This window comes from Kocuria sp. LUK (assembly GCF_021012935.1).
In the GTDB taxonomy this organism is placed as follows: Bacteria; Actinomycetota; Actinomycetes; order Actinomycetales; family Micrococcaceae; genus Kocuria; species Kocuria flava.
Genome location: NZ_JAJMZI010000001.1, coordinates 157,234 through 180,646 on the forward strand (window position 1 = coordinate 157,234; position 23,413 = coordinate 180,646).

The window sequence follows — 23,413 nt, forward strand, 5'->3', positions numbered from 1 at the left end:
GCCCAGTCTACGCCGTGTGCCGGCCGCGGCCCCGGGGGAGCCTGCCCACCGGTGCCTCGAGCGCCGGCTCCGCCCCGCGGCCCCGGCCGCGGTCAGGTCCGGTCCGCCGGCCTCCGGGGAGGGCCCCGCCCGGCGGGTCGGGTCCGCCCAGCAGCCCCCGCAGCAGCAGCCGCTCCGCGCCGGGCACCGCGAGCAGGCGCAGCCCGGCCCGCCGGGCCCACAGGGTGGTGCGGCGGGAGGGCAGGAACCACTCGAGCCCGTCCCTGCCCGCCCGCTGGCGCGCGGCGGCCACGGGCCGCCAGGTGCGCTCGTAGCCGGCGAGGGCCGTGGGCAGGTCGGGGGCCGTGCCCAGCTGCCGGGCGAGCTCGGCGGCGCCGGCCACCGCCAGGGACGCACCCTGGCCGGCCACGAGGGACACGGCGTGGCAGGCGTCGCCGGCGAGCACGACCCGCCCGGTGCTCCACCGCGGGGGCTCCACCTGGGCGACGACGTCGCAGTAGATCCGCTCCGGCGGCGGGCAGCGCGCGAGGACCGCGGGCACGAGCCCGCCCAGCCCGGCGAAGACCGCCCGCAGCTGCGCACGGGCGTCGGCCGGCGGCGCGGGGGCGGGGGTGCGGTGGACGGTGAACACGGCGACCCGCGCCCCCTCGAGGGCGTAGAGGCCCAGCATCCGGTCGAGCGTGTCGGTCAGCCACAGCCGCCGGCCGAGGGCGGCGTGCAGGGCGGCGTCCTCGACGGCGAAGGCCGCGGTGTGCATCCCGAGCAGCCGCAGCGGGACCGGGCCGAAGGCGGCCGTGCGCACCCGGGAGCGCAGCCCGTCGGCGCCCACGAGCAGGTCGGCCTCCAGGGCGGTGCCGTCGTCCAGGTGCACCCGCAGCGGGCCGGGGCCGTCGGCGAAGCCCACGACCCGCCGGCCGTGGCGGACCGTGACCCGCCCGGCCACCTGCTCGCGCAGGGCGCGCTCGAGGTCGGGGCGCAGCAGGCTCAGCAGCTGCCCGTCGAGGGCGGCGGCGAAGCGCGCCCAGGGGACGCGGGCGCGCGGGCGCCCGCGGGCGCCGGCCCAGACGAGCTCCTCCACGGGCCGGCTGAGCTCCTGCAGCCGGGGCAGCAGCCCCATCCGGGCGGCGGCGGCGTGGCCGGGGCCGAAGAAGTCGAGCATCCAGCCCTCGGTGCGGGGGCCGGGGGCGGCCTCGACGACGGTGACGTCCGTGCCCTGCCGGTGCAGCTGCAGGGCGAGGGTCAGGCCGGCGATGCCGGCGCCGCAGACCACGACGTGCACGGGTCCTCCTCCCGGGCGCACCCGCCGCGGCGGGTGCGCGGGCGGGGTGCGACCAGGCTAGCGCCGGGCCCGGCCCCGGGTCACGGGCGGGGGGCCGTGCGGCGGGCGTGGACCCCGCGGGCGACGTCCAGCAGCCGCCGGGCCGATCCCTCCCAGGAGTAGGCCCGGGCGCGGGCCAGGCCCGCCAGCACCTGGGCGCGGGCCCGGGCGGGGTCCTGTAGGGCGTGCACGGCGGCGGCGAACCCGGCGTCGTCGTCGGCCCGGGCGAAGGCGGCCCCGTCCCCGGCGACCTCGCGGAAGATGGGCAGGTCGCTGCACACCACGGGGGTGCCCGCGGCCAGGGCCTCGACCACGGGCAGGCCGTAGCCCTCGGCGCGGGAGGCGGTCAGCAGCGCGGCCGCCCGGGCGAGCAGGTCCCGGTACTCGTCCTCGCCCACCCCGTCGTGGAACACGACCCGGGCCCCGGGCGGGGTGCGCGCCTCGAGCTCGGCCCGCCGGGCGGGGGAGACGCGGGAGAGCAGGTGCAGCTCGTGATCGGGCAGCCGGGCGGCGGCGCGCAGCAGGGTCTCGACGTTCTTGTAGGGCAGGAACGAGCCCATGTAGAGCAGCACGGGCTCCCGGCGGGGCAGGCGGGCCAGGGCGGTGGCGTCGTCGACCACGCTGCCGGGCTGGGGGGCGTTGGGCACCACGTGCACGGGCCGGCGGGTCAGCCGGTGGGCGGCGATCAGCTCCCGGGTGGTGTGCGAGACGGTCACGACCGCGTCGGCGCGGTCCAGCAGCAGCCGCTGGGGCCACCACGCCCGGTGGTAGGCCCGCCACAGGACCCGCACCGCCGGGGGCAGGTCGGCGGGGGGCTCGGGGTGGTCGTAGTAGATGAGATCGTGCAGGGTCAGCACCAGCCCGTGCCGGCGCCCGGCCGAGCCCATGGTCTGCATCGGGGAGAACACGACGTCGGGCCGCACCCGGCGCAGCAGCAGGCCGGTGGCGGCCTCGGCGGCCGAGACGGGCGAGGGGCCCAGCACGTGCGGCAGCTCCGGCAGCGCGGCCAGCTGGCGCCGGTCGCTGACGAGCACGGCCGGGTCGAGCCCCGGGTCCGTCGCCGCCAGGGCCGCGACGGCGCCGATCAGGCTCGCCCCGTAGCGGCTGATCCCGTCGTGGCCCTCGGGGCGGGTGTAGCGGGCGTCGAGCAGCAGCCTCACGGGCGCCCCCCGGCCCCGGCCGGGCCCAGGAAGTCCCGGACCAGGGCGGCGGTGACCTCCGGGGCCTCGTAGTGGATCAGGTGCCCCACGTCGGCGAGCACCGTCAGCCGCGCCCGCGGGATCCGGGCGGCCATCCGCCGCTGGGCGGCCACGGAGCCCAGTTCGTCCTCGGCCCCGGCCACCAGCAGCACGGGCACGGTGAGGCGCTCGGCGACCTGGGCGACCGTGCCGGTCGTGGAGGCCGTGTAGGCCTCGAGGACGACGTCGCGGTCGGCGAAGGAGGAGAAGTGGGTGCGGTGCTGCTCGCGCACCCAGCGGCGCACCGCGGGGTCGGGGGAGACGGTCATCAGCGCGCTCATCGCGTCGGTGACCGCCCGCCCGGACAGCAGGGCCCGGCCGAGCGGCTCGGGCAGGGCCCGGCCCAGCCGGTAGTAGGCGGCCGTCAGGCGGCTCAGCACCGCCCGGGGGCCCTCCAGGGCGGGCTCGCAGATGGGGTTGACCAGCACGAGCCGCTCCAGGTCCGCCGGGTGCTCGGCGGCCAGGTGGGCGGCGAGCACGGACCCGAAGGAGTGCCCGAGCACCGCGGCCGCCGGCCGGCCCCCGGGCAGGGCGGCCAGGAAGCGGTGCAGGAAGGCGGTGTAGGCGGGGACGTCGTGCGGGCGGCGGGGCAGGGGCTCGCTGCGGCCGAAGCCGGGCAGATCGGGGACCACGACCCGCCGGCGCGGGCCCAGCCGGCGGGCGAGCAGCTCCAGGCCGTGGTGGTCCCCGCGGAAGCCGTGCACGAGCAGCAGCGGGGGCAGGGCGTCGTCGTCGGGGCCGTGGCACCAGTAGCGCACGCGGCGCCCGTCGAGGACGAGCTCGCGGGCCCGGGCGGTGGGCGGGGCGGAGGTCGGCACGCCCCCGATGGTAGCGGCTGCCCGCCCCGCCCGCGGGCCCCGGGCCGGGGACCGCGGGCGGGGCGCTGGGCTAGGATGGGACGGATTCCACCACCGTTGACACCGTCGGCGCGCGCCCGGGCCGTCCCGTCCGGCCCGGGCGCCGCCCACGCGACCGGGCGGCCCGCGACCCGGGCCGGGCCGGTCCCCCGAGCGCGAAGGCGAGGACCGTGACCGAACACCCGCACCCGACCGAGACCACCGGCTACGACTTCCGGGCCATCGAGCAGCGGTGGCCCGCGTTCTGGGCCGAGCAGCGGGTCTTCGAGCCGCTCGACGACGGCTCCCGCGAGCGCCGCTACGTGCTGGACATGTTCCCCTACCCCTCCGGGGACCTGCACATGGGCCACGCGGAGGCCTTCGCGATGGGCGACGTCGTCGCCCGCTACTGGCGCCAGCGCGGCTACGACGTGCTGCACCCGATCGGGTGGGACTCCTTCGGGCTGCCGGCCGAGAACGCCGCGATCAAGCGCGACGCCCACCCCGCCGAGTGGACCTACGCGAACATCGAGACGCAGAAGGCCTCGTTCCAGCGCTACGCGATCAGCGCCGACTGGTCCCGGGAGATCCACACCTCCGACCCCGAGTACTACCGGTGGACCCAGTGGCTGTTCCTGCAGTTCTTCGACCGCGGCCTGGCCTACCGGAAGAACTCCCCGGTCAACTGGTGCCCCCAGGACCAGACGGTGCTGGCCAACGAGCAGGTCGTCGACGGGGCCTGCGAGCGGTGCGGGACGCCGGTGACGAAGAAGGCCCTGAACCAGTGGTACTTCAAGATCACCGACTACGCCGACCGGCTGCTCGAGGACATGGCCCAGCTGGAGGGGCACTGGCCCGAGCGGGTCCTGGCGATGCAGCGCAACTGGATCGGGCGCTCCGAGGGCGCCCACGTGCACTTCGCGGTCGAGGGCGCCGGGGCCGACGGCGGCGACCGGGACGTGACCGTGTTCACCACCCGCCCCGACACCCTCCACGGCGCCACGTTCTTCGTCGTGGCCGCCGACGCCGACCTCGCCGAGGAGCTGGTGGCCCCCGAGCACGCCGCGGAGCTGGCCGCCTACCGCGAGCAGGTCAAGGCGCTGTCGGACATCGAGCGCCAGGCCACCGACCGGGTCAAGACCGGGGTGTTCCTGGGCCGCCACGCCGTCAACCCCCTCACCGGGGAGAAGCTGCCGGTGTGGGCCGCCGACTACGTCCTGGCCGACTACGGCACCGGGGCGATCATGGCCGTGCCCGCCCACGACCAGCGCGACCTCGACTTCGCCCGCACCTTCGGCCTGCCCGTGCGCGCGGTCCTGGACACCGGGGAGGAGGACCCGGCCGTGACCGGGGTCGCCACCACCGGCGAGGGCACCCTGATCAACTCCGGGGCCCTGGACGGGCTGGGCAAGGCCGAGGCGATCGAGACCGCGATCGGCCTCGTGGAGGCCGCCGGCACCGGGCAGCGGCAGGTCAACTACCGGCTGCGCGACTGGCTGCTCTCCCGCCAGCGCTTCTGGGGCGCGCCCATCCCGATCGTGCACTGCCCGGACTGCGGCGAGGTGCCCGTGCCGGAGGACCAGCTGCCCGTGCGCCTGCCCGAGGACCTGCGGGGGGAGCAGCTCGCGCCCAAGGGCCGGTCCCCGCTCGCGGCGGCCGAGTCCTGGGTCAACGTCGCCTGCCCCGCCTGCGGGGGCCCCGCCCGGCGGGACACCGACACCATGGACACCTTCGTGGACTCCTCCTGGTACTACCTGCGCTTCGCCTCCCCGAACGACGAGACCGCCGCGTTCGACCCCGAGCAGACCCGCCGGTGGCTGCCCGTGGACCAGTACGTGGGCGGGGTCGAGCACGCGATCCTGCACCTGCTCTACTCCCGGTTCTTCACCAAGGTCCTCCACGACATGGGCCTGGTGGACTTCACCGAGCCGTTCAAGGCGCTGCTGAACCAGGGCCAGGTGCTCAACGGCGGGCGGGCGATGTCGAAGTCGCTGGGCAACGGCGTGGACCTCGGCGAGCAGCTCGACGCGTACGGCGTCGACGCCGTGCGCCTGACCATGGTCTTCGCCTCCCCGCCGGAGGACGACGTGGACTGGGCCGACGTCTCCCCGTCCGGGGCGCAGAAGTTCCTGGCCCGCGCCTGGCGCCTGGCCCAGGACGTCGCCTCCGCCCCCGGCACCGACCCCGCCGGCGGGGACGCCACCGTGCGCCGGGCCGCCCACCGCGCCGTCGACGACGCCGCCCACCTGCTGGACGCCGGGAAGTTCAACGTGGTCGTCGCCAAGACCATGGAGCTCGTCAACGTCCTGCGCAAGGCCGTCGACTCCGGGTGCGGCCCCGCCGACCCGGCCGTGCGCGAGGGCGTGGAGGCCGTGGCGGTGCTGCTGTCGCTGGTCGCCCCCTACACCGCCGAGGACATGTGGCACGCCCTGGGCCACGAGGGCTCCGTCGTCGTCGCCGGCTGGCCGCAGGTCGACCCCGCGCTGCTCGTCGAGGACACCGTCACCGCCGTGGTCCAGGTCCGCGGCAAGGTCCGCGACCGGCTCGAGGTCCCGGCCGGCATCGGCGAGGACGAGCTGCGCGAGCTGGCCCTGGCCTCCGAGGTCGTGCGCCGGCAGCTGGACGGCGCCGAGATCCGCAAGGTGATCGTGCGCGCCCCCAAGCTCGTCAACATCGTCGTCTGAGCCCGCCCCCGTGAGCGCGCGCCGGATCGCGGTCGTCACCGACGACGCCGCCGCCCTGCCCCCGGCCTGGGCGGCGGCCGCCGCCGGCACCGGCGGGCTGGCCGTGGTCGGGATGCCCGTGATGATCGGCGGGCAGATCTTCCCCGCCCCGGAGCGCGCCCCCGGGGCCGGCGACGACGAGGTGCCGCGCGCGCTGCTGCTGGCGCTCGCGGAGGGACGGCCCGTGACGACCTCGCGGCCGTCCCCGGGGCAGTTCCGGCGGGTCTACCGGCGCCTGGAGGCCGCCGGCTACGAGGGCATCGTCTCCGTGCACCTGTCGGCGGAGCTGTCCGGGACCACCGGCTCCGCCCGGATCGGCCGCCGGGCCGTGGACGTGCCCGTGACGGTCGTGGACTCCCGCACCGCCGCGATGGCCCAGGGCTTCGGGGTGCAGCGGGCCTGGACCGCCGCCGGCGCCGGGGCGGGGCTGGAGGAGGTCGCCGCGGCCGCCCGGGAGGGCAGCCGCGACAACACCCTGCTGCTGTGGGTGCCCTCCCTGGAGCCCCTGCGCCGGGGCGGGCGGCTGGCGCCCTCGGCGGCCGTGCTCAGCCAGGTGCTCCCGATCCGGCCGCTGCTGTCGATCGACGGGGGGCGGCTGGTGGCGGTGGAGAAGCCGCGCACCGCCGCGCGGGCCCGCGCCCGGTTCGCGGCCCTGGTGGGGGAGGCCCTGGCCACCGCCGAGCACGAGGACCCCGTGCTGGTGCTCCACCACCTGGGCGACGAGGACGGCGCCCGCGAGCTGGGCGAGCAGCTCGTGGAGGCCCACCGCCCGGACGCGCGGCTGCTCGTGTGCCCCCTGCCGCCGGTGCTCGCCGCCCACGTGGGCCTGGGCGCGCGCGCCGCCGTGGTCGAGGGCCCCTCCGCCCGCCCCGTGCTGCACCCGGTGCCCCCGGGGACCGCACCGGGCGGGGACTGAGCCCCCGCACGGCCGGGACCCTTCGGGAGGCCGTGCTCCTGCGCGCACCGCGCCCTCCGAGGACCGGGACCCGCCGCACCGTGCGCCCGTGGGGACCGGGCACCGCCGCTCCCCACGGGGTCCGGCCCCGCCCGCCCGTCCCCAGGGCGGGGCCCGCACCTGCCGGCGCCGTGCCGGGGACGGTGGAGTGGGCCCATGCGCACACCCTCCTCCCCGGCCCCGGGGGACCCGCCCGGGGAGCCGGCCGAGCACCCGGCCGACGACCCGTCCCAGGCCCCGCCCGGGCCCGCCCACCGCTGGGAGACCGCCGCCCGGACCCGGGTGCCCCGCTCCCTGCTGCTGCTGGCCGCCGGCGGGCTCGCCGCCCTGGCCTGGACCGTGCTCGGGCCCTCCGCACCGGAGGGCGGGGACGTGCTGGCGGAGCTGCCGGCCGCACCCGTCACCGCACCCGCGACCGGCCCGGCGTCCCCGCCGCCGTCGCGGGGCAGCGCCCCCGCCCCCGCTCCGGGCCCGTCCACCCCGTCCCCCGGCCCCACGGCCGGGAACGGGGCCCTGCTCGTGCACGTGACCGGGCAGGTCCACCGCCCCGGGGTGGTGCGCCTGGCCCCCGGGGCGCGCGTCGTGGACGCCGTCGAGTCCGCCGGCGGGCTCACCGCGCAGGCGCGCACCGCCGGGATCAACCTCGCCGCCCCCGTCACCGACGGCCAGCAGGTGCTCGTGCCCGGCCCCGGGGACCCGCCCGCCCCGGCCCCCGGTGCCCCCGGCCCGGCCGCACCCGCCGGCGCGGAGGAGGACACCGCGCCCGCGCCCCTGGACCTCAACACCGCCACGGCCGCCGAGCTCGAGCAGCTGCCGCGGGTCGGGCCCGTCCTGGCCGAGCGCATCGTCGCCTTCCGCGACGCCCACGGCGGCTTCGGCGCCGTCGCCGACCTCGACGCCGTCGAGGGCATCGGCCCCGCCCTCATGGCCGCCCTCACCCCGCTGGTGACCGTGTGAGCGGACCGGCCCGCCGGTGGGCCCGCGCGCTCGAGCACCAGGAGCACCGCGACGCCCGCGCCCCGGGCCGCACCTGGGACCTGCGCCTGCTGCCCGCGGCCCTCACCTCCTGGGTCACCGCCCTGCTCGCCACGACCGGGCCCGGACCGCTCCCCGCGGCCGCCGGCGCCGCCGCCTGCCTCGCCCTGCTCGCCGCCGTCTCCGCGGCCGCACCGCCCCTGGCCGCCCGCGCCCTCGCCCGGCTGCGGGGCACCCCCCGCACCGTCCCGCCCCGCCCCGCCACCCGGACGGGGCCCGCCTGGTCCGCGCTGGCCCTGGCCGCGCTCGCGGCCGCGGCGGTGCTGCTCGGCGCCGTCGCCGACGGCCGGGCCACCACCGGCGGGCCCCTCGGGGACGCCCTGGCGGAGGGCGGGACGCTGGCCGTGACCGCCCGGGTGCTCGAGGCCCCGCGGCCGTGGACCGCCGCGCCGGCGGCGCCGGGCACCGCGCCGGCCGGTCCGGGTGCCGCTCCGTCCGACGGGGAGCCGGCCGGGCGCGCCCCGTGGGACGCGGGGGAGGAGCGCAGCGGGGTCGTCGTCGAGCTCGCCCTCGAGGAGGTCGTCCACGACGCCCGCCGGGCCCGTGCCGGCACGACCGCGACCGTCTTCGCGCAGGGCCCCGCCTGGGCGGACCTGCGGCCCGGGCAGCGGCTCACGGCGGTGCTGGCCGCCCGCCCCGGGACCGCGGGCACCGCCCCGGTGCTGCGCGCCGCGGCGGCCCCGACCGTGGTGCCCGGCCCGGAGCCCGGAGCGCGCGAGCGGCTGCGCGCCCGCTTCACCGAGCGCACCGACCGGCTGGGTCCCGACGCCGCCGGGCTGCTGCCGGGCATGACCTTCGGCGAGCGCGCCGGGCTCGATCCCGCCCTCGAGCAGGCCATGCGCGACACCGGCCTGACCCACCTCACCGCCGTCTCCGGGGCCAACTGCGCCCTCGTGGCCGTCCTCGCCGGCCGAGGCGCGCTGGCCCTGGGCGCCGGGCGCCGGACCTGCCTGCTGGCCGGGCTGGGCGCGGTGGGCTGCTTCGTCGTCCTCGTGGGCCCCGACCCCTCCGTCCTGCGGGCGGCCACCATGGGCGGGCTGGCCGCCCTGGCGCTGCTCACCGGCCGCCCGGCCGTGTCGCTGGCCACCCTCGGCGCGGCCGTGACCGTCCTGCTCGTGGTGCGCCCGGGACTGGCCGCCGAGTACGGGTTCGTGCTCTCCGTGCTCGCGACCGCGGGGATCGTGGTCTCCGCCCGCCCGCTGACGCGCTTGCTCGGGACCCGGGTGCCGGAGCTGCTCGGCACCGCCGTGGCCGTCCCGGCCGTCGCGCAGCTGTGGTGCGCGCCCGTGCTGGTGCTCCTGCAGCCGGCCGTGCCGGTCTACGCCCTGCCGGCCAACGTCCTGAGCGCCCCGGTGGTCCCCCTGGTCACCGTCTGCGGGCTGCTCGGGCTGGCGCTGCTGGCCCTGCCCGAGGGGGCGGGGGAGACCGCGGCGCACGTGCCCCTGACCGCCGGCGGGCTCGCCGCCCGCCTCGTCGCCGGCACCGCCCGCGGCCTCGCCGCCGCCCCGGGCGCCCTCGCGCCGTGGCCCACCGGGGCGGGCGGGGCCGTGCTGATGGCCGGGCTCAGCGCGGCGGTGCTGCTCGCGGTGCACGCCCTGGACCTCCGCAGGCGCCGCCCGCGCCCGACCGCCGGGCGGCTGCGCGGGGGACCGGCCCCGCCGTCCCGCCCCGAGGAGCACTGGCGGGCCCGGGACCGCACCCGCCGCCGGCGCGCCGCCGCGGCCGCGCTGCTCGTGGCCCTGGTCGCCGCGGCCGCCCTGCGCGCGGACCAGCTCGAGCGGCGCCCCCCGCCCGCGTGGGAGGCGCTGGTGTGCGACGTCGGGCAGGGCGACGCCCTGCTGCTGCGCACCGGCCCGGCCCGGGCCGTGCTCGTCGACACCGGCCCCGACCCGCGGGCACTGGAGCGCTGCCTGCGCCGGGCGGGGATCGACCGCCTCGACCTCGTGGTCCTCAGCCACGCCCACGCCGACCACACCGGCGGGCTGCCCGCCCTGGCCCGGGGACCCGCGGTGACCGCCGTGTGGTACTCCACCGCGGCCGCCGTCCCGCCGCCGGAGCTCGCCGCGGCCCTGCCCGCGGTCCCGGCGGCCACCCCCGCCCCCGGCACGGTCCGGGACCTGGGCCCGCTGCGCCTGACCGTCCTCGCCCCCGACCCGCCGCGGCGCCCCGGGGCCGGGACGGCGCCGGACTCCGCCCAGGAGAACAACGCCTCCCTCGTCCTGCGCGCCGAGCTCACGGGCCCCGGCGGCACCGGCTCCTCGTGGCTGCTCGCCGGGGACCTGCAGGAGGAGGGCGCCCGCGCCCTGCTGCGCCGCGCCCCGGGGGCCGTCGACGTCGACGTCCTGAAGCTCTCCCACCACGGGGCCCGCAACGGGGGCACCGCGATCATCGACGCCTCCCGCCCGCGCCTGGCCGTGGCCTCCGTGGGGGCGGACAACCCCTACGGCCACCCGCACCCCGCCGTGCTCGGCCACCTCGAGCGCCTCGGCGTGCCCCTGGTGCGCACCGACCGGCACGGGCCCGTGTGGATCCTGCGGGAGGGCCCCCGCCTGCGCGCCGTGCCCGCGGACGGGTAGGGCACCACCCGCTCCGGGCACCCCTACCGGTCGCCGTCCTCGCCGTCGGCGGCGGCCTCGCGCCGGTCGAGCACCACCTCGACCAGCCACGACGCCAGCAGCGCCGTCACCAGACCCAGCACGCCCAGGCCCCCGAACATCACCACCACCCCCACCGCACGCCCCGCCCCCGTCACCGGGTAGACCTCCCCGTAGCCGACCGTGCTCATCGTGCTCGCCGCCCACCACAGGGCGTCACCCAGGTCGACGATGCCGGCCCCCGCCGCCCCGCGCTCGACGTCGAGCACCGCCAGCGCCCCCACCAGCTCCAGCAGCGCCGCCCCGCCCACCAGCTGCACGGCCACCCGCCCCCGCAGGTCCGCCGCCGCCCGCCGGCCCACCACCAGCCCCAGCCCCACCAGGCGCAGCACCTGGAACTGGCGCAGCAGCGGAAAGACCACCACCGCCAGGTCCAGCACGTGCCCGGCCACGAACCGCCGCCGGTCGCCCGACCGCGCCAGCCGCACCCCGTAGTCCACCGCGAACAGGCCCCAGACCCCGGCCAGCACCGCCCGGCACACCGGCTCCACCCCCGCGCCCGGGTCCAGGATCGGCCACGCCCACGCCACCAGGAACAGCACCGCCCCCGCCGTGCGCGCCCACCCCGGCACCCGCCACCCCGCACCCCGCGCGCCCGCGGCCCCCGGCCGCCCCCTGCCGTCCATGCCCCGATGATGCCTCCCGCCCCCGCGCACGGACCAGCACATGTCCTCCCGCCGTGAGAAGCTGGACCCCGACCCACCCAGCGCCCGCGGCCCCGCGCCGCCCCAGAAGGAGGACGCGGCCATGACCCCCGCACGCCGTCCCGCCCCGGCCACCGGACCCACGTGGCGCGACGTCGAGCCCGCCCCGCTCGTCCTGCTCACCGGGCCCGAGGACTACCTCGCCGCCCGCGCCCGCGACCGCGTGCGCACCCTGCTCAAGGAGCAGCGAGGCCCCGTCGAGCAGAGCGTCGTCGACGCCTCCGCCTACGCCCCCGGTCAACTCGCGGCGCTCGCGAGCCCGTCCCTGTTCGACGACGCGAAGCTCATCCACGTCACCGGTCTCGCCGCGATGAACGACGACCTGCTCGCGGACGGGCTCGCCTACGCGGCCGCCCCCGACCCGGACGTCGTGGTCGTGTGGGAGCACTCCGGCGGCAACCGCGGCAAGAAGCTGCTGGACGCCCTCAAGGCCGCCGGCGCGCAGGTCGTGGAGTGCCGGCCGCTGAAGAACGACCGGGACAAGAGCGAGTTCGTGCTCAGCGAGTTCCGCTCCCACCGGCGCCGGATCGACCCGGACGCCGCCCGCGCCCTGGCCGCGGCCGTGGGCAGCAGCACGGCCGAGCTCGCCGCGGCCTGCGCGCAGCTGCTCTCGGACGGCCCGGCGACGATCACCTTCGACGACGTCGAGAAGTACTACGGGGGCCGGGTCGAGGCCACGGCGTTCAAGGTCGCCGACGCCGCCCTGGCCGGGCGCACCGAGGCGGCGCTGAAGCTGTGGCGCCAGGCGCTGGACACCGGGGTGGACCCGGTGCCCATGGTCGGGGCGCTGGCCGCGAAGCTGCGCACGATCGCGCAGGTCCACGGCACCAGCGGGGGATCGGCCCGGCTCGCCCAGCGCGTGGGGGCCGCCCCGTGGCAGGTGGAGCGCGCCCAGGAGGAGGGGCGGCGCTTCGCCGAGGCCGACCTGGTGCGGATGCTCGGGGCGCTGGCGGAGGCCGACGCCCAGGTCAAGGGGGAGGGGCGCGATCCCGCCTACGCCGTCGAGCGGGCGATCACCACGATCGCGCTCTCCGGCCGGCACTGAGTCGCCGCTCCGGCCGGCAGGCACCGAGCCCCGGCCGGCCGCCACGGCGGGTCGGACCGGCACCTGCCCGCACCCGGACACGACGCAGGCCCCGTCCCGGGCGGGGACGGGGCCTGCGGGCGGCCCGCCGGTGCGGCGGGGGCGCTCAGCCGCTCAGAGCGCGCCGACGCGCTTGGCGAGACCGGACTTCTTGTTGGCCGCGTTGTTCTTGTGCAGCACGCCCTTGCTCACGGCCTTGTCGAGCTTGCGGGAGACGGTGCGCAGGGCGTCCTGGGCGGTCTCCTTGTCGGCGGAGGCCACGGCCTCGTCGACCCGGCGGACCAGGGTCTTCAGCTCGGACTTGTAGGCGTTGTTGCGCAGGCGGGACTTCTCGTTGGTGAGAATGCGCTTCTTCTGGGACTTGATGTTGGCCACGGATGAACTCCTCGATGGATGCGTCGATACGGTCAGTGAGGGCAAACAGCCCGGCCCGAACTGAGAACGGGAGTGGGGACACCCTTGTGGCGGCCGTGCTGCAGTGCCCGACGACCAGCGCGGACACACAGCAGGACAGTCTAGCAGACAGGACCCCTCCGCGTCCGTCCGCGGCCGCGTCCCGGCCCGCCGTGGGCCCGGGTCCGCCGCGCGCCCGGGGCCGCCCGGGCCCACGGGAGCCGTGGGCGCCCCGGGGCGGGCGTCCCGGCGGGACGGGCTCAGGCGCGGCGGCGGTGCAGGGCGGCGGCCACGCGGTCGAAGCGGTCCTCGGGCAGCACGGCGCCCTCCCGGCGGACGTCGGCGGGCAGCACCTGCACGACCCGGTCGAGCCTGACCTCGGAGGGCCGTCCCCGCGGGTCCCAGGCGCCGGTGCCGACGTCGACGTAGTCGGGGTCCTGCCGGAGGTGGTCGGTGCGGTCCCGGGAGGTGAGCATCAGGCACAGCAGGTGCTCCCCGGCGCGGTCGACGACGAGCACCGGCCGGTCCTTGCCCCGGGAGGGGTCCTCCTCGAACGGCACCCAGGTCCACACGACCTCGCCCGGGTCGGGCTGGCCGTCGCAGTGGGGCCGGTAGACCGGCCGCACGGGGCCGGTCCAGTCCCCGGGGTAGGGGCGGGAGAGTCCCTCGGGCGCGCGCCGGCCCGGCCGTCCGGGGGCCCGGCGGGGCGCGGTGCGACCGGTGGCGGGGCCCGGGGCCTGCCGGGTGCTGCGGTAGACGTCGAGGGCGCGGACCGCCAGCCGGCCCAGCGTGCGCAGGTTCAGCTTCATGTCCGCCACTGTAGCCACGGGCGCGCCCACCGCACGCCGGGCCCCGACGGCACCCGGACCCCGACGGCACCCGGGCCCCGACGGCACCCGGGCCCCGACGGCACCCGGGCCCCGACGGCACCCGGGCCCCGACCGCGTCCGGATCCGCACCGCGGGCCGGCCCTGACGGCGCGCGGTGCGGCGACGACGGGCCGCCCCGGGCGCGGCGGCGGGGGAGCGCCGCGGCACGGGCACCCGCGTCCCCGGGGACGCGGGTGCCCGGGCGGCGGCTCACCAGTTGTGGGAGGCCCCGGGCGGGGGCTCCTCCGGGACGTCGTCGCGGTGGTAGAGGTACTCGTTGCCGCGCTCGTCGCGCTCGACGACGAAGTGCTCCTGCATCTGCTCGTACCAGTGGCGCACCACGGCGGACTCGTCCGCGCCGTGCTCGGCCGACGGCCGGCGTGCCGCGGGCCCGTAGACCTTCAGCACCACGTTGTTGATCCGGTCCAGGATCCCGTACCCGGACCCGGGGGCGTCGGTGCGGCCGGTGCGGTCGCGCTCCTCCCGGTGTCCGTGGCGCGGGTCCTCCGCCGCGTCCCGCGGGGCCTCGTGCTCGGCCATGGCTCCACCCCTGTGCTCGCCGACCGTGATGCACCCCACTCTACCGGCGCCGCGCCCGCCGCAGAAGGACCGCCCCGGGGGCCCGGGGCGGGGCCGGATGGCCCGCCCGGTCCAAACGTGGGAAACTGGACAGCTGAGTCCCCGGCACGGTCCCCGTTGCCGACCGTTCCCAGGAGATCCCCGGCAGGGCCGCGCCCGCCGGAGAAAGGACCGCCCGTGTCTCCGCTGGCCGTCAACGCCCCGGTTCCCGCCTCCACGGACCCCGCCGTCATCCGCAACTTCTGCATCATCGCCCACATCGACCACGGCAAGTCCACGCTCGCGGACCGGATGCTGCAGGCCACCGGGGTGGTCACCCCGCGGGAGATGAAGGCCCAGTACCTGGACCGGATGGACATCGAGCGCGAGCGCGGGATCACCATCAAGTCCCAGGCGGTGCGCATGCCGTGGAACGTGGCCGGGGCCGACTACGCGCTGAACATGATCGACACCCCCGGCCACGTCGACTTCACCTACGAGGTCTCCCGGTCGCTGGCCGCGTGCGAGGGCGCGCTGCTGCTGGTCGACGCCGCCCAGGGCATCGAGGCCCAGACCCTGGCCAACCTGTACCTGGCCATGGAGAACGACCTCACGGTCATCCCGGTGCTCAACAAGATCGACCTGCCCGCGGCCCAGCCGGAGAAGTACGCCGAGGAGCTGGGCAACCTCATCGGCGTGGACCCCGCGGACGTGCTGCGGGTCTCCGGCAAGACGGGCCAGGGCGTGGAGGCGCTGCTGGACCGCATCGTCCAGGAGGTCCCGGGCCCGGTCGGGGACCCCGAGGCCCCCTCCCGGTCGATGATCTTCGACTCGGTCTACGACACCTACCGCGGCGTGGTCACCTACGTGCGCGTCGTCGACGGCCGGCTCACCCCGCGCGAGCGGATCCGGATGATGTCCACCGGCGCCCAGCACGAGCTGCTCGAGATCGGGGTGATCTCCCCGGAGCCCAAGCCCACCGCGGGCCTGGGCGTGGGCGAGGTCGGCTACCTGATCACCGGGGTGAAGGACGTGCGCCAGTCGCGGGTGGGCGACACGGTCACCAGCGCCCAGAAGCCGGCCGCCGAGTCCCTGGGCGGCTACGAGGACCCCAAGCCGATGGTGTTCTCGGGGCTGTTCCCGATCGACGGCTCCGACTACCCGGTGCTGCGCGACGCCCTGGACAAGCTCCAGCTCAACGACGCCGCGCTGGTCTACGAGCCCGAGTCCTCCGCGGCCCTGGGCTTCGGCTTCCGCTGCGGGTTCCTGGGCCTGCTCCACCTCGAGATCGTGCGCGAGCGCCTGGAGCGGGAGTTCGACCTGGACCTGATCTCCACCGCCCCGTCGGTGAGCTACAACGTGACCCTGGAGGACGGCACGGAGACGGTCGTGACCAACCCCTCCGAGTTCCCCACCGGGCGGGTCGGGGAGATCCGCGAGCCGATGGTCTCGGCGACCGTGCTGGCCCCCTCCGAGTTCATCGGGGCGATCATGGAGCTGTGCCAGTCCAAGCGCGGACAGCTCAAGGGCATGGACTACCTCTCCGAGGACCGGGTCGAGCTGCGCTACCGGCTGCCGCTGGCCGAGATCGTCTTCGACTTCTTCGACCAGCTCAAGTCCCGCACGAAGGGCTACGCCTCCCTGGACTGGAAGGCCGAGGGGGAGGAGGCCGCCGACCTCGTGAAGGTCGACATCCTGCTCCAGGGCGAGCCCGTGGACGCGTTCAGCGCGATCACCCACCGGGACAAGGCCTACTCCTACGGGGTGATGATGACCGGCAAGCTGCGCGAGCTGATCCCGCGCCAGCAGTTCGAGGTCCCCATCCAGGCCGCCATCGGCTCCCGCGTGATCGCCCGCGAGAACATCCGGGCGATCCGCAAGGACGTGCTCTCCAAGTGCTACGGCGGCGACATCTCCCGCAAGCGCAAGCTGCTGGAGAAGCAGAAGGAGGGCAAGAAGCGGATGAAGATGGTCGGCCGGGTCGAGGTCCCCCAGGAGGCCTTCGTCGCGGCGCTGTCCTCCGACGAGGCCGGGGAGAAGAAGGACAAGAAGAAGTAGTGGCCCCCGCCCAGCCCGAGGGCCTGCCGGCCCCGCTCGACGGGCGGCTGCCGGCCTCCGCCGCGGAGGCCTCCGCGCAGCGCACCCTGAGCCTCTACGTCCACGTGCCCTTCTGCGCCGTGCGCTGCGGGTACTGCGACTTCAACACCTACACCGCCGTCGAGCTGGGCCCCGGGGTCTCCCAGGACGCCTACGCGGCCGACGCCGCGGCGGAGGTGCGCTGGGCCCGCCGCGTGCTGGAGGACTCCGGGGTCGCGGTGCGGCCCCTGCACAGCGTGTTCCTGGGCGGCGGCACCCCGACGCTGCTGCCCGCCGAGGACCTCGCCGCGGTGCTGGACCAGGCCCGGGCGAGCTTCGGGCTCGCCGAGGGGGCCGAGGTCACCACCGAGGCCAACCCCGACTCCGTGACCCCGCAGTCCCTCGCCGTGCTGGCCGCGGCCGGGGTGACCCGGGTGTCCTTCGGCATGCAGTCGGCGGTCCCGCACGTGCTCGCGGTGCTGGACCGCACCCACGACCCCGACAACGTCCCCCGGGCGGTGGCCTGGGCGCGCGAGGCCGGACTGGCCGTGAGCGTGGACCTCATCCACGGCACCCCCGGGGAGTCCCTGGCCGACTGGGAGCACTCCGTGCGCACGGCGCTGTCCTACGAGCCCGACCACGTCTCGGCCTACGCCCTCATCATCGAGGACGGCACCCGGCTGGCCGCCCGCATGCGCCGGGGCGAGGTCCCCCCGGTCGACGAGGACGACCAGGCCGACAAGTACGAGCTCGCCGACCGCCTCCTGGCCGAGGCCGGCTACGAGTGGTACGAGGTCAGCAACTGGGCCCGGCCCGCGGGCCCCGGCGGCACGGCCCACCGCAGCCGCCACAACCTCGCCTACTGGCACAACCAGGACTGGTGGGGCATCGGCCCCGGCGCCCACTCCCACGTGGGCGGCACCCGCTGGTGGAACCTCAAGCACCCGGTGCCCTACACGAACCGGGTGCGGGCCGGGCACTCGCCCGCGGCCGGGCGCGAGGTCCTCGACGCCCCGACCCGCCGGCTGGAGCGGGTGATGCTCGAGGCCCGCATCCGCGACGGGCTGCCCGTGGCCGCCCTCGAGGCCCCCGGCCGGGCCGCCGTCGCCGGGCTGATCGCCGACGGGCTCGTCGACCCGGCCGCGGCGCTGGGCGGGCGGGTCGTGCTCACCCTGCGCGGGCGCCTGCTCGGCGACGCCGTGGTCCGGCGCCTGCTGGGCTGAGCCCGCCGGGGGAGGCTGTGCTAGCGGCGGGCGGCCCGCTCCCGGGAGCGCTCCGCCAGCCGCTCCGCGAGCCGGTCGTAGAGACGGGTGTTGTAGCGGTAGACGTAGGGCTCCCCGCGGTTGACCTGGATCCCGCCCGCCAGCGACCCGACCGCCAGCAGCAGCCAGGCCGCCGCGGCGGCCAGGGCGAAGAGCCACCCCACGAACGGCACGGGGGCCAGCAGCGCGCCGGCCACCACCACCAGGGAGGGCAGCAGCGTGAAGTTCATCGCCTCCAGCGACTCCTGCTCCGTGAACCGGCCCCGGCCCCGGAAGGCCCGGTGGATCAGCAGCGAGGGCAGGAAGCCGGCCACGCCCCCGAAGTGCGCGAGCGTCGCCCACTGGCGGTCCTCGGCGACGGTCAGCGGCTGGGCCACGGCGGAGAGCCCCTCGAAGGGGGGCCGGTCGTTCTCGCGGCTCGGTCGGGGAGAGGTCTGCACGGGCAACGGGCGTCCTTCAGCGGCAGGACCGCGGGCACGGTCGGTCGACAGGTGGTGCCCCCATGCTAGCGGCCGCCCCCGCCGCCGCGCCGTGCCCCGCACCACAGGTGTGCGAATGTGACGTGGCGCGCCGCGAGCCCGCTCAGGCCCCCGGGGCCGTCAGGAAGTCGATGAGCTCCTCCACCCGCCCCAGCAGCGCCGGCTCCAGGTCCGCGTAGGTCTCCACCCGCGAGAGGATGTGCTGCCACACCCGCCCCAGGTCCCCGGGCTCCCGGTGCGGCCACCCCAGCGCCGCCGCCGTGCCCGTCTTCCAGTCCGTGCCCCGCGGCACCTCCGGCCACGCCTCGAAGCCCAGCACCCGCGGCCGCACCGCCTGCCAGATGTCCACGTACGGGTGGCCCAGCACCAGCACGTTGCCCGCCGCCCCCGGCACCCGCATCGTCTCCGCCGCGATCCGCGACTCCTTCGACCCCGCCACCAGGTGGTCCACCAGCACCCCCAGCCGCCGCCCCGGACCCGGCCCGAACTCCCGCACCGCCGCCGGCAGGTCGTCCACCCCGTGCAGCGGCTCCACCACGATCCCCTCCACCGCCAGGTCGTGGCCCCACACCTTCGCCACGAGCTCCGCGTCGTGGTAGCCCTCCACCCACACCCGCGAGGCCTTCGCCGTCGAGGCCCGCAGGCCCTCCACCGCCACCGACCCCGACCGGGTGCGCGCCGGCCGCCGCGGCCCCGCCGCCCGGCGCGGCTCCACGACGACGACGGGCTCGCCCTCCAGGAGGAACCCCGGACCCAGCGGGAACGCCTTCACCCGCCCCCGGCGGTCCTCCAGCCCCATCACCCGCATCCCCCCGATGGTCTCCAGGGACACCACGGCACCGACCCACCCCGTGCCCACGTCCTCCAGCAGCAGCCCCGGCTCCACCGGCACCTCCGCCGAGACCGGCCGCCGCCGCGCGAGGGCGTCGTCGTCGAGGGAGCGCGGCCCCCATCCATAGGTGCTCATCCGTCCATCCCTTCCCGGCCCGCGCACGGGCAACGGGGCCGCGGACCGGCCGGAAGCGTACCAGGCCACACCCCGTGCCCCCGCCCCCCGCCCGGGGGCTACACTGGGGAAACTGGCACTGTGCGCGCCCGAGTGCCAGACCCGGCCCCGCGCCGGGACCACCCACCGCCACCGACGGGCGCCGGACCGGGACCGGGGAAGGAGCGCGACGTGAACCAGCCCAGACGCCTGCAGGTCCTGCAGGCCATCGTCGAGGACTACGTCCGCTACCGCGAACCCGTCGGCTCCAAGGCCCTCGTCGAGCGCCACCGGCTCGGCGTCTCCTCCGCCACCGTCCGCAACGACATGGCCGCCCTCGAGGAGGAGGGCCTCATCGCCGCCCCCCACACCAGCTCCGGGCGCATCCCCACCGACAAGGGCTACCGCACCTTCGTCGACCGCATCGCCGCCGTCAAGCCCCTCTCCGGCCCCGAACGCCGCGCCATCCAGAGCCTCCTCGACGACGCCGCCGACATCGACGACGTCATGGAGCGCACCGTGCGCCTGCTCGCCCAGCTCACCCACCAGGTCGCCGTCGTCCAGTACCCCCACGCCTCCGGCGTCACCGTCCGCCACGTCGAGCTCGTCGACCTCGGCGCCGGCCAGGTCCTCGTCGTCCTCATCCCCACCAACGGCCGCGTCGTCCAGCGCGTCGCCGCCGTCCCCGCACCCCTCGACGAGGACACCCTCCTCGAGCTGCGCGCCCGCGTCCTCGCCGCCACCACCGGCCGCACCCTCACCGAGGTCCACGACGCCCTCGAGCTCGCCGCCGCCACCGCACCCCCCGCCCTGCGCCCCGCCCTCGCCGCCGTCGCCGAGACCGTCTCCGCGCTCGCCGCGGGCTCGACCGAGCACCGCATGGCCATGGCCGGGACCGCGAACCTCGCCCGCGCCACCGGGGACTTCCACCTGAGCATCGGGCCGGTCCTGGAGGCCCTCGAGGAGCAGGTGGTCATGCTCCGGCTGCTCTCCGAGATGGAGCAGGACGCCCGCGGGGTCGCGGTGCGCATCGGCGCCCCCAGCGCCGTGGACCCGCTGGCCGAGGCCGCCGTGGTGGCCACCGGCTACGGCCCGCAGGCCCAGTCCAAGGTGGGCGTGGTGGGGCCCATGCGCATGGACTACCCGTCCACCATGGCCGCCGTGCGTGCGGTGGCCCGCTACCTCTCCCGTATCCTCGGGGGCTGACCCCCGCGGGCCCCGGCCCCCGCCGGCCCCCGCGCAGCACCCGACCAGCATCCCGATCGACCCGACAGAACGGACCACGGTGAGCGATCACTACGAAACCCTGGGCGTGTCCCGCGACGCCAGCCCGGAGGAGATCAAGAAGGCCTACCGGAAGAAGGCCCGCCGGCTGCACCCGGACGTGAACCCCGGCACCGAGGCCGCCGAGGAGTTCAAGCGCGTCTCCCACGCCCACGACGTCCTCTCCGACCCCGAGAAGCGGCGCGTCTACGACGCCACCGGCAACGAGAACGGCACCGACACCGGCTTCGGCGGGGGCTTCCCCGGCACCGGCTTCGGCTTCCAGGACATCTTCGACACCTTCTTCCAGGGCGCCGGCGGCGCCGGGGCGGGCCGCCGCGGCCCGGCCTCCCGCACCCGCCAGGGACAGGACGCGCTGATCAACGTGCGCGTGTCCCTGCGCGACGCCGTCTTCGGCACCGAGAAGAAGATCACGGTCGACACGGCGGTGGTGTGCCCCACGTGCAACGGCACGTGCTGCCAGGAGGGCACCCAGCCCGAGACCTGCGAGGTCTGCCACGGCTCCGGGCAGGTCCAGCGCCAGGTCCAGTCCATCCTCGGCACCGTCGTCACCGCCGCCCCGTGCGCCACCTGCCAGGGCTTCGGCACCGTCATCAAGCACCCCTGCCACGAGTGCTACGGCGAGGGCCGCGTGCGCGACCGCCGCCCGCTGACCGTCAAGATCCCGGCCGGGGTCTCCACCGGCAACCGGATCCGGCTCTCGGGCCAGGGCGAGGCCGGCACCGCCGGGGGCCCCAACGGCGACCTCTACGTCGAGCTCAAGGTCGACCCCGACCCCACCTTCGAGCGGCAGGGCGACGACCTGCACGCCCGCGTGCGCCTGCCCATGACCTCTGCGGCGCTGGGGACCACGCTGACGCTGGAGACCTTCGACGGCGAGCGCGCGCTCTCGGTGGAGCCCGGCACGCAGACGGGGCACACCGTCACCCTCCACGACCTCGGCGCCACCCGCCTGCGCGGCGGGGGCCGCGGCGACCTGCACGTCCACCTCGAGGTCGAGACCCCCTCCGGGCTCGACGACGAGCAGCGCGAGCTCCTCGAGCAGCTCGCCCGGCTGCGCGGCGAGGAGCAGTCCACCGGCACCACGCTGAACTCCCCGGCCGGCTCCGGCGGGTTCTTCTCCCGCCTGCGGGACCGGTTCACCGACCTGTGAGCCGCCCCGTCTTCCGCGCCGACCCCGGCACGCTCGGGGCCGCCGCCCCCGGCGCCGAGGTCGTGGTCACGGGCCCGGAGGCCCGCCACGCCCTGACCGTGCGCCGCCTCGGCGCCGGGGACGGGCTCGAGCTCGTGGACGGGCACGGGCTGCGGGCCGCGGGCACGGTGACCGGCGCCGAGCGGGAGCGGATGACGGTGCGCGTGGACGCCGTGGCCGCCGAGCCCGTGCGCACGCCGCGGCTCGTCCTGGCCCAGGCCCTCGCCAAGGGCGAGCGCGATCTGCTGGCCGTGGAGACGGCCACCGAGCTCGGGGCCGACGCCGTCGTGCCCTGGCAGGCCGAGCGCTCGATCGTGCGCTGGCGCAAGGAGCGTGCGGCGAAGAGCCGCGAGAAGTGGGTGCACACGGTCGCCGCGGCGGCGAAGCAGTCCCGCCGCGCGGCCTGGCCGGAGGTGGCGCCCCTGGCGAGCACCGAGGACCTCGCCGGGCGGGCGGCCCGCCCCGGCACGCTCGCCCTCGTCCTGCACGAGGACGCCGAGCGTCCCCTCGTGGACCTGCTCGCCCCGGCCCCCGGGGCGCGGGACGAGGCCCTCGCCGGGGCCGAGGAGGTCCTGCTCGTCGTCGGCCCGGAGGGCGGCATCGCCCCGGCCGAGCTGGAGCGCCTGGGCGCGGCGGGGGCGCTGCCCGTGCGGCTGGGCCGGGAGGTGCTGCGCAGCTCCACCGCCGGCCCGGCGGCCCTGGCCGTGCTCGCCGCCCTGCTCGGCCGGTGGGCGAGCGGGGACGCCTGAGCGCACCGCGGCCCGCCGGCACCTCAGGAGGCGGTGACCTCCACGGCCTTGTCGTCGCGCACGGACCCGTCGCCGGCACGCCCGCGGACCGAGACCGTGTAGCGCCCCGGCGCCAGCGGCACCTCCGCCCGGAACGGGGCCGCTCCGGCCCGGGCGGGGGCCGGCTCGATCCGGCCGCCGGCCACCTGCCGCCCCTCCCGGTCGGAGACCGTCCAGCGGCCCTCCTCGACCCCGGAGCGGATCCGGCCCGACAGGACGAGGCCCCCGCCGGAGCGCGCGTCCTCCTCGGGGCCGGCGAGCCACAGCGGCGCCTCCAGGTCCTCGTCCGGGACCACCGGGCCCGCCGGGCGCACGGCGCCGAAGAGCTCCCGGCCGGCCCGGCCCTCGACCAGGAGCACGACCTCGGGGCGCGAGCTCGCCGGCAGCAGCCCGGAGGTCGCGGCCGCCGCCGTGACCGTGTGCACGAGCTGCTGGACCGCCAGCTCGGCCCGGTCCGGCTCCAGCTCCGCGGACACGGCCGCGGCGGGCAGGTCCACCGTGATCGTCCCGTCGGGCGAGGTCGACGTGCCGATCCGCTCGACGTCACCCCACAGGCTGCGGTAGTCCGGGTCCCGGGGCCGCTCCGAGGCCATCAGCTGGGCGGCCGCCGCGATGGGGTCCGCCCCGCCCCGGGGGACGCCGACCGGGGCCTCGCGCAGCTCGCGGTAGAGCCGCTCCCGGCCCTCGGGCCCGCCCACCCAGTAGACCGGCAGCCGGCGGGTGGCGACCGTGTCCGCGCCGTCCCGGGCCGTCGTCGCGGCCGACGGAGCAGGCGTCGCGGCGCTGCGGCCGACGGTCCCCGGCGCCGCCGTGCCGGCCGGGGCCCCCGGGCCCGGCGCCGCGCACCCCGTCAGCAGGACCGTGCCGGCGCCCAGCAGCGCGGCTGCCGCGCGCACCCGGCGCACGGGCGCGGCGGGGACGCGGCGGGGACGTCGGGGGCGGGACTGGGGAGCGGGCATGGCGGGGGAGCGCACCTCGGG

At 77.6% G+C, this 23,413-nt stretch carries 20 protein-coding genes; 10 read left to right on the forward strand and 10 right to left on the reverse strand.

The window, feature by feature from the left end; all coding sequences use genetic code 11:
* Window positions 1-7: 7 nt before the first annotated feature.
* From LQU92_RS00715 to LQU92_RS00725, 3 genes are all read right to left on the reverse strand, one after another.
* Window positions 8-1,279, reverse strand: coding sequence for an FAD-dependent oxidoreductase (locus LQU92_RS00715; protein WP_230659791.1), 1,272 nt, complete (start codon window positions 1,277-1,279; stop codon window positions 8-10).
* Between the two features lie 80 nt (window positions 1,280-1,359).
* Entirely contained in the window at window positions 1,360-2,478 is a 1,119-nt protein-coding gene (locus tag LQU92_RS00720; protein ID WP_230659794.1) for a glycosyltransferase, read from the reverse strand.
* A complete protein-coding gene (locus LQU92_RS00725; RefSeq protein ID WP_230659797.1) occupies window positions 2,475-3,374 on the reverse strand; it encodes an alpha/beta fold hydrolase in 900 nt (299 codons plus the stop codon). Before LQU92_RS00725 ends, LQU92_RS00720 begins: the two co-directional genes overlap by 4 nt.
* A gap of 209 nt (window positions 3,375-3,583) precedes the next feature.
* Between LQU92_RS00725 and leuS the strand changes: the two genes are divergently transcribed.
* From leuS to LQU92_RS00745, 4 genes are all read left to right on the forward strand, one after another.
* The gene (leuS, locus tag LQU92_RS00730) at window positions 3,584-6,076 is read left to right on the forward strand and encodes a leucine--tRNA ligase (protein ID WP_230659800.1); all 2,493 of its coding nucleotides are present in this window, start codon (window positions 3,584-3,586) and stop codon (window positions 6,074-6,076) included.
* Window positions 6,077-6,086: 10 nt separating this feature from the next.
* The gene (locus LQU92_RS00735) at window positions 6,087-7,031 is read left to right on the forward strand and encodes a DegV family protein (protein ID WP_230659803.1); all 945 of its coding nucleotides are present in this window, start codon (window positions 6,087-6,089) and stop codon (window positions 7,029-7,031) included.
* A gap of 195 nt (window positions 7,032-7,226) precedes the next feature.
* Window positions 7,227-8,027: a ComEA family DNA-binding protein gene (locus LQU92_RS00740; RefSeq protein ID WP_230659808.1), complete on the forward strand. Its 801-nt coding sequence runs from the start codon at window positions 7,227-7,229 to the stop codon at window positions 8,025-8,027.
* Window positions 8,024-10,681, forward strand: coding sequence for a ComEC/Rec2 family competence protein (locus tag LQU92_RS00745; RefSeq protein WP_308071561.1), 2,658 nt, complete (start codon window positions 8,024-8,026; stop codon window positions 10,679-10,681). Before LQU92_RS00740 ends, LQU92_RS00745 begins: the two co-directional genes overlap by 4 nt.
* A gap of 23 nt (window positions 10,682-10,704) precedes the next feature.
* On the opposite strand, the gene LQU92_RS00750 is transcribed toward LQU92_RS00745, so the two are convergent.
* A complete protein-coding gene (locus LQU92_RS00750) occupies window positions 10,705-11,385 on the reverse strand; it encodes a potassium channel family protein (RefSeq protein WP_230659812.1) in 681 nt (226 codons plus the stop codon).
* A 121-nt stretch (window positions 11,386-11,506) separates the two neighbouring features.
* Between LQU92_RS00750 and holA the strand changes: the two genes are divergently transcribed.
* Window positions 11,507-12,508 carry a DNA polymerase III subunit delta gene (gene holA, locus LQU92_RS00755; protein ID WP_101853132.1) on the forward strand — a complete coding sequence of 334 codons (1,002 nt, stop codon included), beginning with the start codon at window positions 11,507-11,509 and terminating at the stop codon, window positions 12,506-12,508.
* 153 nt (window positions 12,509-12,661) lie between these two features.
* Here holA and rpsT read toward each other — a convergent pair whose 3' ends face one another.
* The 3 genes from rpsT to LQU92_RS00770 all read right to left on the reverse strand — a co-directional run bounded on the left by rpsT (window position 12,662) and on the right by LQU92_RS00770 (window position 14,349).
* A complete protein-coding gene (gene rpsT / locus LQU92_RS00760; RefSeq protein ID WP_058858901.1) occupies window positions 12,662-12,922 on the reverse strand; it encodes a 30S ribosomal protein S20 in 261 nt (86 codons plus the stop codon).
* A 278-nt stretch (window positions 12,923-13,200) separates the two neighbouring features.
* Window positions 13,201-13,749, reverse strand: a complete 549-nt coding sequence (locus LQU92_RS00765; protein ID WP_230659815.1) for a type II toxin-antitoxin system PemK/MazF family toxin — start codon at window positions 13,747-13,749, stop codon at window positions 13,201-13,203.
* Window positions 13,750-14,019: 270 nt separating this feature from the next.
* Window positions 14,020-14,349, reverse strand: a complete 330-nt coding sequence (locus tag LQU92_RS00770; protein ID WP_058858899.1) for a hypothetical protein — start codon at window positions 14,347-14,349, stop codon at window positions 14,020-14,022.
* Window positions 14,350-14,565: 216 nt separating this feature from the next.
* Here LQU92_RS00770 and lepA point away from each other — a divergent pair, with 216 nt between their 5' ends.
* Together lepA and hemW are read left to right on the forward strand one after the other, a co-directional pair.
* The gene (lepA, locus tag LQU92_RS00775) at window positions 14,566-16,425 is read left to right on the forward strand and encodes a translation elongation factor 4 (RefSeq protein WP_101852257.1); all 1,860 of its coding nucleotides are present in this window, start codon (window positions 14,566-14,568) and stop codon (window positions 16,423-16,425) included.
* Window positions 16,425-17,666, forward strand: a complete 1,242-nt coding sequence (hemW, locus tag LQU92_RS00780; protein ID WP_230659819.1) for a radical SAM family heme chaperone HemW — start codon at window positions 16,425-16,427, stop codon at window positions 17,664-17,666. Before lepA ends, hemW begins: the two co-directional genes overlap by 1 nt.
* Window positions 17,667-17,686: 20 nt before the next feature.
* Here the strand turns inward: hemW and LQU92_RS00785 are convergent, their stop codons facing one another.
* The gene (locus tag LQU92_RS00785) at window positions 17,687-18,145 is read right to left on the reverse strand and encodes a DUF4870 domain-containing protein (protein ID WP_308071563.1); all 459 of its coding nucleotides are present in this window, start codon (window positions 18,143-18,145) and stop codon (window positions 17,687-17,689) included.
* Between the two features lie 142 nt (window positions 18,146-18,287).
* Window positions 18,288-19,151, reverse strand: a complete 864-nt coding sequence (locus LQU92_RS00790) for a DUF3097 domain-containing protein (RefSeq protein ID WP_101852260.1) — start codon at window positions 19,149-19,151, stop codon at window positions 18,288-18,290.
* 210 nt (window positions 19,152-19,361) lie between these two features.
* Here LQU92_RS00790 and hrcA point away from each other — a divergent pair, with 210 nt between their 5' ends.
* The 3 genes from hrcA (at window position 19,362) to LQU92_RS00805 (ending at window position 22,394) form a co-directional block, all read left to right on the forward strand.
* On the forward strand, window positions 19,362-20,375 hold the full coding sequence (gene hrcA, locus LQU92_RS00795; RefSeq protein WP_230659825.1) for a heat-inducible transcriptional repressor HrcA: 1,014 nt from the start codon (window positions 19,362-19,364) through the stop codon (window positions 20,373-20,375).
* A gap of 79 nt (window positions 20,376-20,454) precedes the next feature.
* Window positions 20,455-21,606 carry a molecular chaperone DnaJ gene (gene dnaJ, locus LQU92_RS00800; RefSeq protein WP_230659829.1) on the forward strand — a complete coding sequence of 384 codons (1,152 nt, stop codon included), beginning with the start codon at window positions 20,455-20,457 and terminating at the stop codon, window positions 21,604-21,606.
* Window positions 21,603-22,394, forward strand: a complete 792-nt coding sequence (locus LQU92_RS00805) for a 16S rRNA (uracil(1498)-N(3))-methyltransferase (protein ID WP_230659833.1) — start codon at window positions 21,603-21,605, stop codon at window positions 22,392-22,394. Before dnaJ ends, LQU92_RS00805 begins: the two co-directional genes overlap by 4 nt.
* Window positions 22,395-22,417: 23 nt before the next feature.
* On the opposite strand, the gene LQU92_RS00810 is transcribed toward LQU92_RS00805, so the two are convergent.
* A complete protein-coding gene (locus tag LQU92_RS00810; protein WP_255666934.1) occupies window positions 22,418-23,392 on the reverse strand; it encodes a GerMN domain-containing protein in 975 nt (324 codons plus the stop codon).
* Window positions 23,393-23,413: the final 21 nt, after the last annotated feature.